This is a genomic window from Stygiolobus azoricus (genome assembly GCF_009729035.1).
GTDB lineage: Archaea > Thermoproteota > Thermoprotei_A > Sulfolobales > Sulfolobaceae > Stygiolobus > Stygiolobus azoricus.
Map to the genome: position 1 here is coordinate 101,517 of NZ_CP045483.1, position 13,578 is coordinate 115,094.

Genomic DNA, 13,578 nt, shown 5'->3' on the forward strand with positions numbered 1-13,578 from the left:
TCCCCGGCTGAAAGTCATAACTTTTTTCAGCTCACCCTTTTCGGTACGTCCCTTATTGTAAAAGAATATAAGGATAGGATTACTGGTACGACAGTATATAGGAATATGGACACTACCGCGTCCTGAATGCTACCCACAGTCAATGGAAATATATCGAGTGCTTTAACGAAAAGGCTAAACTGTGAGTTAGCTAATGGTAGAAATGGTAACTGAGTAGCACCCCAAGAAGGCAGGGCTAGGGCGATAGATATATATGTAGCAATGTGTGTGAAGTTGCCTATGAATACAAGTATGTCAGAAACTAGGATAGAACCTATCAGTAGAGAGCTAGAGATTATGAAGGAAAGACTGCTCCTCCTCAATATCTCCCCTATAGAGAAGGCTACGGAGAAGAAGACTAAAGATGACACAAGGACTAGTCCTACTATCTTAGGTAAGTCAATTAGGTCTGTCTGGGCTCCGAAAAACCAGAAAGAAAAGACTAGAGAAAGAACTACCATTAACCCGTAGATCATAGCCAGAAGAGTAAAGGAACCGAGCCATTTTTCAGCGTAAAACCTTATCCTCGTGACGGGCTTTGTTAAGAAGAAATCGATCGTCCCCTGCTCATATTCCTCCGACATTGAACCAGATGCTATAGAGATCGCTAAGAAGTGGAGGAGTAAACTCTGAGGCAGGAGAGCTCCCACAGCCCACATGTAAGGGTAAAGAGGTATGAGGATTACCCTAACTGCCTTAGACGGCACTAGATATAGTGCTAAATACACTGCTATCTCGAAAAAAAGTGATACTAACACAAGAACTATAACCTTCTTACGCGCTATAGCCCTCCTCCACTCGTAAAGCAGAATGTCAAACATTATTTATCGCCCTCTCATACGCCTTTTCTATGTCGACATCTAAGTAGTAGGATCTTACTTTTACTCCCTGAAAGATTAATTCCCTAAGTAGCTCCTCTCTTTTGTCTTCAGACAAAGTGACATAATACTTACCACCACCGTCACTTTCGACCTTCTTCACAAAGTCAAGACCTTTTAGTACTTCTTCAGCTCTCTGATCTGCCTCTATCACTACAACTATGCCCAAAAACTTCTTTATCAGCTCCTCCACATTACCTTCGAATACCTTGTTTCCTCGATATATTAGAACTACTTTATCAGAGAGTTTTTTCACATCCTCCATTTCATGAGAGGTCATTAAGATTGAAGTTCCTTTTTTCTTCAATTTGTTAAAGGTATCCCTAATGTGAAGGGAAAAGATTGGGTCTACTCCAATATTTGGCTCGTCCATAATTAGAACCTGAGGATTGCCCAAGAGGGCTTCAGCAATTGCAATCCTTTGTGTCATCCCCTTACTGTACTTAGCTATTTGTCTGTCCGCAAATTCCTCAATGCCTACGAGTTCTAAAAGTTCATCAACTTCATCCTTACTCGCTCCCTTCATTTTGGCTGAAAGCCTCAACACTTGTCTGCCAGTTAAAAAAGGAGGAAGGTTCGGTAACTCTTGAACGTAACCTACCTCACGAAATACAGACTTGTCCTTAAAGGGATTTTTTCCTAATATCTCCACACTACCTCCGTCTGGAAACATTAATGCTAGTGTACACCTGATCATAGTGGTCTTTCCTGCCCCATTAGGACCTAAAACCGAAACAAACTCTCCCTTTTTAACTTCCAAAGAGACTCCGTTCAAAGCTACTTTACTTCCGTACTTCTTTTTGAGCCTATCAATCACTATCATTTGACTTTTTTCAACTTTACGAGAGAAGATAAAAACTTTTATTCTATGGATAGAAATTGATCGTTATGACAAGACATGTATGGATGATAGGTGGAGCACAAGGTTTGGGCGTTGATACTTCCGCAAATATATTTGGGAATGCGATAGCTAAAGCTGGTTATTATATCTTTGGTAATAGAGAATACTACTCTAACATTAAGGGAAGACACAGCTACTTTCAAGTAGTCTTTGATGAGAAAAGGATTTTCAGTGTATCTTCTTATACGGACATTCTAACGACTTTCGACGCTGAAACACTGTTTCAACACTTTACTGAGGTAAGAGATTACGTGATTTACGGTATCGATTACGAAAATACTTCACTCGACATGGTAAAGTCTATTGAACCGGAGATAGCTGAAGAGGTCAAAAAGGAGTTGAAGAGCGGTTTCACGGTAAAGGATGTAGTAAATTACCTGACCGCAAAAGGGGTAAAGGTAATAAAAGTAAATTACCTAGATTCTTTGAAGAAGATAGCTAACACTTTCAAAGTACCACTGTCCGTAGTTGAAAGAAGCAAGAATATGATAGCTGTAGGTGTCTCATTCGGTCTCCTTGGTCTTCCATTTGGGCTCCTTAAAAACGCAATTCAGGAGACTTTTAAGAACGAGTTATTCTTCAAGATGAATACAATGGCTGCTGAAATGGGATATAACTTAGCCCCAAATGCCTATCATCTCGCCGTGAGAGAAGTTAAGAAAGATAGAATACAAGTTGACGGAAACACTATTTCAGCGATGGGTAAGTTAGCTGGGGGCTTGAGATTCCAATCCTACTACCCAATAACACCGGCCTCTGATGAGAGCACCTACATAGAGGCTAACCAGAATCTGGATATGATAGTTGAGGGAGGAGAACTCCGGAAAGGAGGTGCCGTAGTAGTTCAAGCCGAGGACGAGTTAGCAGCAATTAATATGGCTATTGGTGCAGCTTTGACGGGAGCAAGAGCTGCAACAGCTACTTCTGGCCCAGGTTTTTCACTAATGTCAGAAGGTATAAGTTGGGCTGGAATGAACGAAGTACCGGTTGTTATAACTTATTACATGAGGGGTGCACCTGCAACAGGTTTGCCGACTAGGTCTGGGCAAGCTGACTTAAAGTTTGCGCTCAACGTGGGACATGGGGAATTCCCCAGAATAGTCATTGCATCTGGAGATCATGCAGAGATATTCTGGGACGCGATTTGGGCTTTAAACTTGGCTGAGAAATACCAAACACCCGTAATACACATTATTGAAAAGACTTTAGCCAATTCATATACCATTCTGGATGAGGACTTACTTACCTCAGCCCCAGTGAAAATCGAGAGGGGTAAAATAGTATATCCTACTACAGAGAGGTTTAACAGGTTCGAAATCACTGAAGACGGAATTTCACCGCGGGTATTCTTAGGTTATTCCAGCATATTCTATACTGGTGATGAACATAACGAAGAAGGACACATCACAGAAGCGAGTAACAATAGGCTCAAGATGTATGAAAAGAGAATGAAGAAGCTTGAGACGGCAGATAAGGAAATCCCTGAAGAACAAAGGGTGAACGTTGTTGGTGATGGAGACATCGTGCTCTTAACGTGGGGTTCACCTAAGGGAGCCATTTTGGACGCAATGGATGAGTTGAATAAGGAAGGAATTAACGTTATGATGGTTCAGGTAAAAATGTTTAACCCTTATCCCGTGAAATTAATGAGGAAACTATTAGAAGGAAGGAAGAAAATTATTGCAGTTGAAAATAATTATCAAGCTCAAGGTGCTGAAATACTGGCTGAGAAAACTGGAATATTTGCTACGAATTATATACTTAAGTGGACTGGAAGACCAATAGCTAGAGAAGAAATTATATACGGCGTAAAACAAATTATTAAGAACGGAGACAAGAAAGTGGTGTTGAATTATGGAGCGTAAACCAGTATTTAACGATTGGTGTCCAGGGTGCGGAAACTTTGGTATACTAAGAGCTGAAGAGATGGCGTTAAGGGAACTAGGTGTTGACCCAAAGAAAATAGTGATAGTTTCTGGTATAGGATGTTCCGGTAAGATCCCACATTTCATCGAATTACCTATCAGTGGCGTTCACACACTTCACGGTAGGTCTATAGCTTTTGCTACTGGGATAAAGACAACAAACCCATCGTTAGAAGTTGTGGTAAATGTTGGAGACGGCGATGGTGTCGGAATAGGAATGGGTCACTTCGTGCATTTGGGTAGAAGGAATTTGGACATCACTGTTATAATACATAACAATGGAGTCTATGGTTTGACTAAAGGACAAGCATCACCAACATTAGGAAGAGGTGTGAAAACTAAGTCTTTACCAAGACCGAATATAAACGACGCTGTAAACCCCTTAGCAGTAGCCTTGGCTGCAGGTTATACTTTTGTAGCAAGAGGATACGCGTACGATATCGTACATCTGAAAGAACTTATAAAGAAAGGGATTAAGCACAAGGGAAGTGCAGTAATAGAAATTCTTCAGCCATGTCCTACTTATAATGATGTGAATACTAAGGAATGGTATGATAAGAGAGTTTACAAGTTGGATAACGATCCAGCATGGGATCCAGTGGTTAAAAGAGAGGAAGAAACAAAGACAAAGTTTGAAAAAGCCATGATGAAAGTAATGGAGCTAGGAGAAAAAATACCTCTTGGCGTGTTTTACCAGAACGAGCTTATCCCGACTTTTGAGGAAAGGCTTGAACAAAACATACCTAACTATAGAGAATTTTACCCAGCAATCCAGCCTATTGAACTTAAAGGTATTGGCACTACTGACATCACTGAGCTGATAAAAGCTAAAAGAGTTTGATTTTATCATTTTCTAAACATTTTCCCTCAGCATTTTCTTTATAATTTTTGCCTTTAATAAGAAATTGAATTAAGATACAAAAGTTATACCTTTAATTTAGTTTGTAACTCCTACCAACATAAACTTCTTGCTCTTTTTGTCCTCTATTACAGTACCTTCTTCTGCCAACTCGTACAATGCTTTCCTTATTTTCTCATCACTTGCTAAGTTAGTGAGAACATTGTGTATCTCTTTTACGTCCATTGGTTTCTCTTTAAGAAGATTAAGTATAACTTCCTTTAGCTCGTCCTCCTCTGGAGCTATTACAACCGTTAGCTCATCGTCGTCATAAACCACTTCTAGCTTATTTTCTATCTCCTTCCTTTTATTCACAACCTCATTCATTCTTATCCCTAATATATTATTAACTGTTTGTTGGGATATAAACTTTTGTTAGGTATGTAAAAATAATTTAAACTAGTAAGTGCTGTTTTTCTTATTAAAATTAAATTAAGCTAATAATATGATGACTAATAGAAGAAAAAAAAATTCAAAATTTCTTCCGAATAATTATTTATCATTCACTCTTTTTTAAATCCACACATATCTCTCCAAAGTTCCTCTAAGTAGCCAAACAGATAATGCACATATAACAGCACCTATCAACGATAAATGTGATAAAAGCTGATTTCAAATCTTGAAGTCAGGTAACTTGCTCATTGTTCTAAGATTACTTCATCACTAATGTGAATAATAGACGTATAAACAATAAGTCATAGCCGTCAGTAAATATCTATATCTCGGTTTTACCAAATCACTTTATTTATATATCATAGAAGGTCTTGTGATCTAACGATATAAATACATCCTTCGGATTTGTATGATATTTCAGATTTAAGTTTTTTATAAAAACCATTCAAACGATTTATATATGACTATATTTTACAATTTCGCCTATATAGTTATTTATAACTTATCGGGAAAAACTATATATTACCGCCTATTGATCTACTTTTGATGGAATATAAGCTAAGGGACATAGTGAACGACAACGGAGAAGTAGTTAATGTACCTAAAGGATTTTCAGCGATAATGCTCGATAAAAGACTAATGCTTATAAGAGGAAGAAACTCTATAATACTCGTTAAGGTTTTCAATAACCTCTATGCAATGAGGGCTGTGATAAACGGAAAGATGTATTATCGATTTGTAACATATGACAGTAAAATAATAGAGAACGGAAGTATAGTTTTACCAAGAAGGTATAAGGACAATAATATCATGAAAGCTCTAGATTTAGTAATAAGAAAATTGGAGGAAGTAGAAGACGTTGACAAGATAAAGGATGCAATATTTTACCTTTACTTAGCAAAAAACTGCCTTAAAGGAGACAAACAGTCGTGTACAGAGCTTGAAGAACAGTTGTTCTTTGAAGCAGAACCGTGAATACATTCAGATCTTACCCAAACGTCCTTTTTCTTTAACATTCAAATATTCATAAACTAGTGAGATAAATTGATGATCTTGTTCCTTTTCTTTAGTTACAATGTATCTGAGTGTTTCTAATTCTAAAGAATTTACACTGTAGATTAAAACGAAAAGACCAGTAGGTTTGTGAATTATGGCCACAATACCATTCTTGAAAACCAGTAGTTTTAGCGTATCTCCTTCTAGGGTCTCAATGGGTTTCAGTTCTAACGGGTTCAGCCTAGTTATCTTGTTTTCCCATAATACTCTAAGCATTCTCTCTTCTGCTTCTCCTATCCCTTCAAGCTTTGAAAACTCTTTAATTATATCCATTCACAAATTTTTAAGGACACAAGGTTATTAACTATTTACTTTGTTAGTCGGAGTAACTGATGAAGGTGAACTTGCTAGAAGTATTGCCAAGTATCTCAAACAAGTGATTATCATCGACTCACCACAGAGGGTAATAAAGGAAAGACCTAACGTTGTAATCCACACATTTGAGGTGCCTTACGATGAGGCTAATAGAAACCCCTCGGCTGCGTGGAACATTAACACGTGGTATTCCATTAACGTGGCTAGGAGCGCTCACAAAGTCAACTCCACTAACGTTTTTCTCTCGACTTTCATGGTATTTGATGGCAAGAAAGGTTATTACACCGAGACTTCCACACTCAACCCACTCAACTATTACGGGCTTAGCAAGCTTGCAGGAGAATCTGGAATTATGGCTCTAGGTAATTACTTAGTGGTTAGATTTGGTGCATTATATTCCACAACTTATAGAGGAATATTTTACCCTTTTGTGAAGGGTATCTTGAGAGGAAGGAGAGTAATAAAATGCAACTCTAACTTTTACGTATCACCGATAACCGTTGAGGAGGCTTCAGAGATAGTTTCTAGCTTGATAAAAAGAGGGATTAAGGGAGTTGTCAATGTAGGAGGAAAAAGGAAGAGTATGGTTGAGGTTTGCGAACAACTAGGCGATATGTTTAACGCTAAAGTAGTTCCATTTGAAGGAAAATACTACGATTTTTCCCTAGACGATTGGCTCCTAAGAGGTCTTGGATTCACTGTCAGAAGTTAAGAAGAAGTTATATCCTTTCTTAATCATCAATCTGTCCATCTCACTTACGAAGTTCTGCATGTAAAAGTCAATATAAGGAAACTTTGTCGTTATCGCTTCTTCCCTTAATAAACTAACTATTTTTCCGAGCCTCTCAAGCTTCTTTTCACCGCTCTCCTCTAAGTATAGGAATCTCATTATCTCTCTACCCGTAGTCCTCGATAGCTCTCCATGACGCAGATAAACTAATTTTAACATTAAATAAAGTGAACGTGAAACCCTGCGTAATAGTTCATCAATATTTTCCGCATTTTCTATCGAGTAAACATTTTCAAAGTATAATTTTTCAACTGTCTCAACTTTCATAAGAGAAATATCTCATTACACATTTAAATTTTTATGTCAGATACAGTCTTATGTCACTGGAACTTCTACTCAGTAGATTTCTTTATTACGTCGAAAAAGGGGATCCGTTACCCATAGCCTTCAAAAAAGCTCACGAAATGGGAAAATATAAAATCGATAGTAATGATGCTTACGAAAAAGCAAAATTACTGATACTACAATACCTTTCTTTGAAAGGTAAAAGCAGGAGGAAAAAAGTCAAGGAATTCTTGCAGGGAAAAGGAGCAGTAGTTTTCCCTGATTGGATGGAAAAAAAGCTTTCAGGACTTTACGACATAGGAGAGCTAAAAAGGTCGCTGATGAGAAAAACCACGTGGTTTTGGGTTAACACTCTCAAAACTGATGAAGACAAAGTGATTAAGAGTTTAGAGAACAAAGGTATGGTATTGGAGAGAGATAAAGATTATCATTTTTTATATAAATTAATAAATGGTAATCTCTCTAAGACGAAAGAGTTCAGAGAATATAAAGTTATAATACAAGATAAGGCAAGCGTGAGTGTGGTTGCGACACTTTCCCCTAAAAAAGGTGAGAGTATATACGATATGACCTCAGCACCTGGGGTAAAAGCAACACTAATTATGGTGCTCACTGAAAACGGAGCTAAACTCACTCTTAGTGAGGTAGAGTATAAGAGATTAATAAGGGAGGTCAACTTCATGAAAAACGTTGGAGTAAATTTGGACAGAGTTAATATTATACACGGTGATGCCACTCATTTAACTTTCTCTAAAAAATTCGATAAAGTTCTACTAGATGCCCCTTGTAGCTCTTCAGGTATGATTTCAAACGAGCCAACGGTACTCCTTAGGTTAACAGAGAGTAAGGTTTCAGAGTTTTCAAAGTTGCAGATGGAGCTCTTGGGTAAAGCCCTATCTCTATCATCTACTGTAGTATACGCTACATGTTCAATATTCCCAGAGGAGGGAGAGGAGGTTGTTAAGAAGGTTACTCATAATGTAGGTCATAAGGTAGTCTTTTCTAAACGCTTCATACCTTATATTCACGATACAGAGGGCTTTTTTGTGTCAAAGCTTGAGGGGTAACCTAGATACGCTTTGCTAATTAATTTTCTTATTCTCCTTGACTTTAAGTAGTCTCTAATGTTCACATAGTATTACCTTAACGAACAAGGTTTATAAGGGAGAGGGCAAATTAAACAATAATAATCAGGGAAACTTGAAGTGGTATAATGATTAAACTATTTCAAGTATGAAAAATAACGATATTCCCCCTTCTTTACCCTTTAAATAGTTCCTTATCCTTAAACTTTTTATGTCATACTTTGAACTGATCAGTGATGATAGAAGACCTAACTAAATTATTGAATGAAGTAAAAACGAAAATATATAATGAAAAGAAGGAGTTGATGAAAGATATAGGAAAGCTCACTTCCTCAATTCATGATAATATAGCTTCAGAAATCGCAAAAGCTAAGAAGGAAGGTAGAAAAGTAGATGAACTAGAGAAGGAGTTCAAAGAGTTACTAAGTAAGCTCGATAAGTTAAAGGAAAACCAAGTTAAGATGAGCATAAAGGACATAAAGAGTGCTTTAGATACTTACATTAAAAAAGCTGAAGATATAGTAGAAAAATTAAAGAAAAAATAACGAATTAATTATCTTTTTAGCCTTTCTTTTACGCCTATTCTATCAATATCACATGACGCTTGCTCTTAGGCCACGTTATTATACTCACGAAAATTACTGCTGTAGAGAACAAACCCACTATATCAATTCCCTTCACTAATCCTTCGACACCAAAGTACTCACCTATAAACCGTTTGTCTCTACATTTTCATTTTACTCGTTTTATGTTGATCAGGTGTAGGGACTTAGCCCTCAAAAAGAACTGAAAGTCAGGTGAGCCACGATACCACCAGTCTAGTACCTGTCGAAATAAAGAAGAACTGAAAGGTGCATAACCTATACCATATCTAGCCTGGACTATACCAGTTATTGTCCACGGGGCTCTCGTAAGCCAACACAGTCCCTGCAGTCCACTGTGCACCCATAAACATCCCTTCAATTATCCTGGAAGCATAAAGTACTTCTACGTTAGGAATAAAGGTAAAGAGAGAGTAACCGGTTGTTCCGATAATTGAAACCGGTTTCCTACCTATTTTGTCAGCCACATTCCCGAAGTAAGTTCCACCCATGATCCTTCCTAGGGTGAAGAGCACTGTGTAGCCAAAGAAATCTAGCCCATAAACTCTCTCTAGGTAGGAATAGATATGACAATAATAATAAGTCGTAAATGTTACCTGTCCAGGCAGAGATTGACATAATGGTCGAGTGGATGTAATTTTCAGGCTTAAAAAATTGAAAAAAGGTTGTTTGTATTATACTTTTACAAATTAATATAAATCAAAGAATTGAAATAAAATCTTTTCAGCTTAAGTTCGAAATTCTACATTACAGTTCCCGAAACAGTTTTACATGAGATTGGAGACAAGCTAGGTAAATTTTTTATTAATAGTTTGTGTTTCGAATTACTATGAAAATAGGACTAGCTGGATTAGGTATAATGGGCTACAGGATAGGGGCAAATTTAGCAAAAGCTGGAAAACTACACTTAGTTTACAACAGAACGGAAAGAAAAGCAGAACAGTTCAGTAAAGAATACGGTGTTAAGTACGTCAAAGATCCCATTGAATTACTGAAAGAGGTCGACCTATTGATTACAATGCTAGCTGACGACGATGCTGTTAGCAATTTCTTAACACCTTTGATACCTTATAGCAAGGGTAAAATTATAATAGATATGTCTACTATATCACCCTCAGTATCAATTGGAATTGCAAAGAAAGTTGCAGAGAATGGAGGTTTCATGTATGACGCACCAGTTATAGGCACTTCAGTTTTCGCTGAACAAAAGAAGTTAACAGTATTATTGGGAGGTCCAGAGGAAAAATTGGATGTGGTTAAGGAGATACTTTCTGAAACTGCGTCTACGATCCTCTATATGGGAGGAAACGGAATGGGATTATATGCTAAGCTTGTAAACAATTTGATGGTAGGCGTTTATGTGGCCGCATTAGCAGAAGCGTATAACTTCGGTGTAAAGGCTGGATTAAAGCCAGAGGACGTTCACAAAGTCCTAGCCTTATACGGTAGTGCTAAGTCTCCAACCTCCGAGCTGAAGATACCTAAAATGATGAACAATGATTATTCAACTCAATTTGCAACAAAACATATGAGAAAAGACCTAGAAATAATAACAAAAGAGACACAGAATATTAAGGTAATTAACCCATTGTCGTCAATAGCTTTACAGTTGTACAGGGTGGCAGAGGCTATGGGTCATGGAGAGAACGATTATGCTGCTGTTTTAGAAGTATATCGTAAAGGTAACAAATAGAGTCTTAATACTTAAAAAATAAAATCTCGGTTAAATAAGTCTCTTTCTATCCTTTCTCAGATACCTCCACGATATACTACAGAAAGAGATAAAAACTATTTTACTTATTTCGTCAGTATTAAATATCTATCTCCTTGTTCCTTAACTTTTAATTCTTTTAGTTCATCTGGAACTGTAGCTTTCCTTTCAAAGAGAAGTAGTATCTCATCAAAGTTATTTAGCACTTGTTTAAAGAGCTTACCCATGAATTCTTTATTGTATATAGATGGAATGGCCTCTACTTTATAGTAGTTTCCTTGGTCAATATAGTCAGCAAACTCTATCTCCATTATTTCCTTAACTCTACCGTCCCTCTTAGCCGTACTTTCAACCATAGGTATAACGACTCGTTTACCTTTTAGATTTTCTATTACTTCAACTTTCTTCTTTAACTCATCAACAACTTCAAAGAATTTCTTCATATAATATGTAGCAATATCCGTTAAGAAGACCTTATCCTTAGCATCATACTTCACATGAAACTCACTGTAAAGCCAGTTATAAGCTTCAATTATTTCCTCACGTCTGTTAGCAATTATGTCAAAAAACTTTATCTTTAGACCCTTTGTTAGAGCTACGTTTAGCAATTGCATTCCTACTATTACATCACCGTCCGAGACTTTGTCTACTGGATAAGAGGAGTTCGGTATTACTGCTAACGGTTCAGCTCCGATTCCATAAAGTACTCCGTCCTCTAAGTCTGTATAGGAGTAAAATACTATTCTATAGTGATCAAGGAATTGTGAATTGGGGTACCATTCTAAATACTTTTTCAATCCCTCCTCCTTTACTTTTTCGATTTCGTCGTAAATCTTCTCAAAAGCATCCTCAAATTTCTTGAAGTTACCGTCAAGTCTACCATAAGGTATGAATATGGGTTCTCCGAATTTAGGAGATAAATACCTCAGCCCATAATACTTAGCTACATCGTTAAGGTTTACGTCCATAACTGTCTTTATAACTTCTCTCATATGCTGGTTAAGTGAATCTATGTGGAAGATCTTCTTTTCTCCTCTCTTTAGTAATGCCATAGTGGTTATTTGAGAGCATTAAAAATAAATCTAGTGTTCGTAATATAGTAAGCTTATGACATCTAGTAATGATATCGTCTATTTAACATTACTTGAACTGTTTACGCTATTGACTTTCGCTCAGTTAGGAAGGCTCATAACCCAAAGGTTTTACCTCCCTATTATCATAGCTGAAATAATAGTAGGTATAATACTGAGCCCTTACGCTATAGGCGGATATATTGACAATTTGATCGGGTTGCCTATCTTTGAAGTTAATTCCTATCTTATTCTTTTTGCGGATTTCTCTGTGGTCCTACTGATATTCGCCGCTGGTCTCTCACACGGATTTAAAGGTTTGAAAGAGTCCGGATTACCGGGTTTTATAGCAGCTACAGCCGGTGCTGTAATTCCCACATACTTGGTTTACGCAACTTTCACCCTCATTTACAATACAACAGTTTCCGCTATTATGGGAGCCGCAAGTGCAGCGACAAGTCTGGCTGCAACTACTTCGATTATTGAAGAGTACAAACTTTATAAACACGATTTCACGCGACTGGTTATATCTGCAGCGGCTTTAGATGATGTTGTATCACTCATCATTTTGTCCGTAATTCTTGAGCTAGTTACACTAAAAACTATTTCCTTTGGTCGGATACTAGTTAGCGTGATAGAAACGGTCTTAGCGTGGTTAATAATGTTGTTCTCAGCAGTATTCGTAATTCCCAGAGTAATTTCTAGGATAGAAGATGATTTAATTAACAACGTCTCATTAGTAATACTTTTCATTTTAGTCCTTATAATGTTACTCTTAGGCTTTTCTCCCGTAATTGCAGCCTTCATAGCCGGTGTGGCAATTGCTGAGAGTGTAAAATCAGAAAAAATAGTTCAGTTCACTTCAACATTACTTTCTATCTTTGGCCCTGTTTTCTTCATATACGTCGGAATGGAGACCCCTTACACCACGTTCCTTAACCCGTATAATTTATCCCTAGGTCTTCTATTAAGTTTTCTCGGTATCTTAGGGAAAATAGCTGGAATCTTTCCTGTTGCCTTTTTCATTACAAAGAGTGTAAGAAGGTCGATCATCGCTTCAATAGGTATGATACCGAGGGGTGAAGTAGGGCTGGTAGTAGCTACTCTAGGTCTTACCTCGGGTATTATAGATACTAATCAGTACTCTCAGATCATTATTATGGCTATAGTAACAACAATTATAGGCGGATTTCTGTTCTCCTATCTTGTAAGAAAGTGGATTCTGACTACTTAAACAACCTTTAATTTAACTTTTAAAAGCCATAGGTGTAAAATTGTGTCTATGGTTTGGAAACGCACTATAAGTGCTAAAGCCCTAGAAAAAGCTAAATTTGCGTCAGTTAAAGTAGATGATAAAGTAATTTTCATCGCAAACGTTAATGGAACCCTATACGGAATGGATGCAGTCTGCAGTCACGCTAGGTGTATACTAGGATTACTAGATGAACAAAAGCTCACAGTGAAATGCCCATGCCATCATGCTGTTTTCGACCTTAAGACTGGAGCAATGTTGGAACCACCTTACGTTGCACCAGACGCCCCTAAAGAAAAATTGGGATTAAAAACATATCAGGTAAGAGACAACGGAGGATGGGTAGAAGTAGACATTTAAAAATAAATTTTATCCTTA

The 13,578-nt window shown here is 37.3% G+C and carries 16 protein-coding genes; 9 read left to right on the forward strand and 7 right to left on the reverse strand.

Annotation, left to right across the window (positions count from 1 at the left end):
* Nucleotides 1–26: 26 nt before the first annotated feature.
* Both D1868_RS00570 and D1868_RS00575 read right to left on the reverse strand, forming a co-directional pair.
* Nucleotides 27–860, reverse strand: a complete 834-nt coding sequence (locus D1868_RS00570; protein WP_156004821.1) for an ABC transporter permease — start codon at nucleotides 858–860, stop codon at nucleotides 27–29.
* Nucleotides 853–1,740 carry an ABC transporter ATP-binding protein gene (locus D1868_RS00575; protein WP_156004822.1) on the reverse strand — a complete coding sequence of 296 codons (888 nt, stop codon included), beginning with the start codon at nucleotides 1,738–1,740 and terminating at the stop codon, nucleotides 853–855. The genes D1868_RS00570 and D1868_RS00575 overlap by 8 nt, the downstream gene beginning before the upstream one ends.
* A gap of 65 nt (nucleotides 1,741–1,805) precedes the next feature.
* Here D1868_RS00575 and D1868_RS00580 point away from each other — a divergent pair, with 65 nt between their 5' ends.
* Both D1868_RS00580 and D1868_RS00585 read left to right on the forward strand, forming a co-directional pair.
* Nucleotides 1,806–3,683 (forward strand): 2-oxoacid:ferredoxin oxidoreductase subunit alpha, encoded by a 1,878-nt coding sequence (locus tag D1868_RS00580; RefSeq protein ID WP_231112401.1) that lies wholly within the window; start codon nucleotides 1,806–1,808, stop codon nucleotides 3,681–3,683.
* On the forward strand, nucleotides 3,670–4,584 hold the full coding sequence (locus D1868_RS00585) for a 2-oxoacid:ferredoxin oxidoreductase subunit beta (protein ID WP_420824488.1): 915 nt from the start codon (nucleotides 3,670–3,672) through the stop codon (nucleotides 4,582–4,584). The genes D1868_RS00580 and D1868_RS00585 overlap by 14 nt, the downstream gene beginning before the upstream one ends.
* Before the next feature lie 96 nt (nucleotides 4,585–4,680).
* Here D1868_RS00585 and D1868_RS00590 read toward each other — a convergent pair whose 3' ends face one another.
* A complete protein-coding gene (locus D1868_RS00590; protein WP_231112402.1) occupies nucleotides 4,681–4,956 on the reverse strand; it encodes a hypothetical protein in 276 nt (91 codons plus the stop codon).
* Between the two features lie 624 nt (nucleotides 4,957–5,580).
* Here D1868_RS00590 and D1868_RS00595 point away from each other — a divergent pair.
* Entirely contained in the window at nucleotides 5,581–6,009 is a 429-nt protein-coding gene (locus tag D1868_RS00595; protein WP_156004825.1) for a hypothetical protein, read from the forward strand.
* Between the two features lie 6 nt (nucleotides 6,010–6,015).
* On the opposite strand, the gene D1868_RS00600 is transcribed toward D1868_RS00595, so the two are convergent.
* Nucleotides 6,016–6,363, reverse strand: coding sequence for a hypothetical protein (locus D1868_RS00600; RefSeq protein WP_156004826.1), 348 nt, complete (start codon nucleotides 6,361–6,363; stop codon nucleotides 6,016–6,018).
* Between the two features lie 40 nt (nucleotides 6,364–6,403).
* Between D1868_RS00600 and D1868_RS00605 the strand changes: the two genes are divergently transcribed.
* Complete coding sequence (locus D1868_RS00605) at nucleotides 6,404–7,117, forward strand: sugar nucleotide-binding protein (protein ID WP_156004827.1); 714 nt, start codon at nucleotides 6,404–6,406, stop codon at nucleotides 7,115–7,117.
* Here D1868_RS00605 and D1868_RS00610 read toward each other — a convergent pair.
* Complete coding sequence (locus D1868_RS00610; RefSeq protein ID WP_156004828.1) at nucleotides 7,085–7,462, reverse strand: hypothetical protein; 378 nt, start codon at nucleotides 7,460–7,462, stop codon at nucleotides 7,085–7,087. The two genes, D1868_RS00605 and D1868_RS00610, sit on opposite strands and share 33 nt — an antisense overlap.
* 50 nt (nucleotides 7,463–7,512) lie before the next feature.
* Between D1868_RS00610 and D1868_RS00615 the strand changes: the two genes are divergently transcribed.
* Complete coding sequence (locus tag D1868_RS00615; protein ID WP_156004829.1) at nucleotides 7,513–8,547, forward strand: RsmB/NOP family class I SAM-dependent RNA methyltransferase; 1,035 nt, start codon at nucleotides 7,513–7,515, stop codon at nucleotides 8,545–8,547.
* Nucleotides 8,548–8,801: 254 nt separating this feature from the next.
* A complete protein-coding gene (locus D1868_RS00620) occupies nucleotides 8,802–9,110 on the forward strand; it encodes a hypothetical protein (RefSeq protein WP_156004830.1) in 309 nt (102 codons plus the stop codon).
* 326 nt (nucleotides 9,111–9,436) lie between these two features.
* Here D1868_RS00620 and D1868_RS10985 read toward each other — a convergent pair whose 3' ends face one another.
* On the reverse strand, nucleotides 9,437–9,682 hold the full coding sequence (locus D1868_RS10985) for an MFS transporter (RefSeq protein ID WP_231112403.1): 246 nt from the start codon (nucleotides 9,680–9,682) through the stop codon (nucleotides 9,437–9,439).
* Between the two features lie 314 nt (nucleotides 9,683–9,996).
* Between D1868_RS10985 and D1868_RS00630 the strand changes: the two genes are divergently transcribed.
* The gene (locus D1868_RS00630; RefSeq protein ID WP_156004831.1) at nucleotides 9,997–10,860 is read left to right on the forward strand and encodes an NAD(P)-dependent oxidoreductase; all 864 of its coding nucleotides are present in this window, start codon (nucleotides 9,997–9,999) and stop codon (nucleotides 10,858–10,860) included.
* Between the two features lie 104 nt (nucleotides 10,861–10,964).
* Here the strand turns inward: D1868_RS00630 and D1868_RS00635 are convergent, their stop codons facing one another.
* Nucleotides 10,965–11,930 (reverse strand): hypothetical protein, encoded by a 966-nt coding sequence (locus D1868_RS00635; protein WP_156004832.1) that lies wholly within the window; start codon nucleotides 11,928–11,930, stop codon nucleotides 10,965–10,967.
* Nucleotides 11,931–11,985: 55 nt separating this feature from the next.
* Between D1868_RS00635 and D1868_RS00640 the strand changes: the two genes are divergently transcribed.
* Complete coding sequence (locus D1868_RS00640) at nucleotides 11,986–13,182, forward strand: cation:proton antiporter (RefSeq protein ID WP_156004833.1); 1,197 nt, start codon at nucleotides 11,986–11,988, stop codon at nucleotides 13,180–13,182.
* A gap of 48 nt (nucleotides 13,183–13,230) precedes the next feature.
* A complete protein-coding gene (gene sdx, locus D1868_RS00645) occupies nucleotides 13,231–13,560 on the forward strand; it encodes a sulredoxin (protein ID WP_156004834.1) in 330 nt (109 codons plus the stop codon).
* Nucleotides 13,561–13,578: the final 18 nt, after the last annotated feature.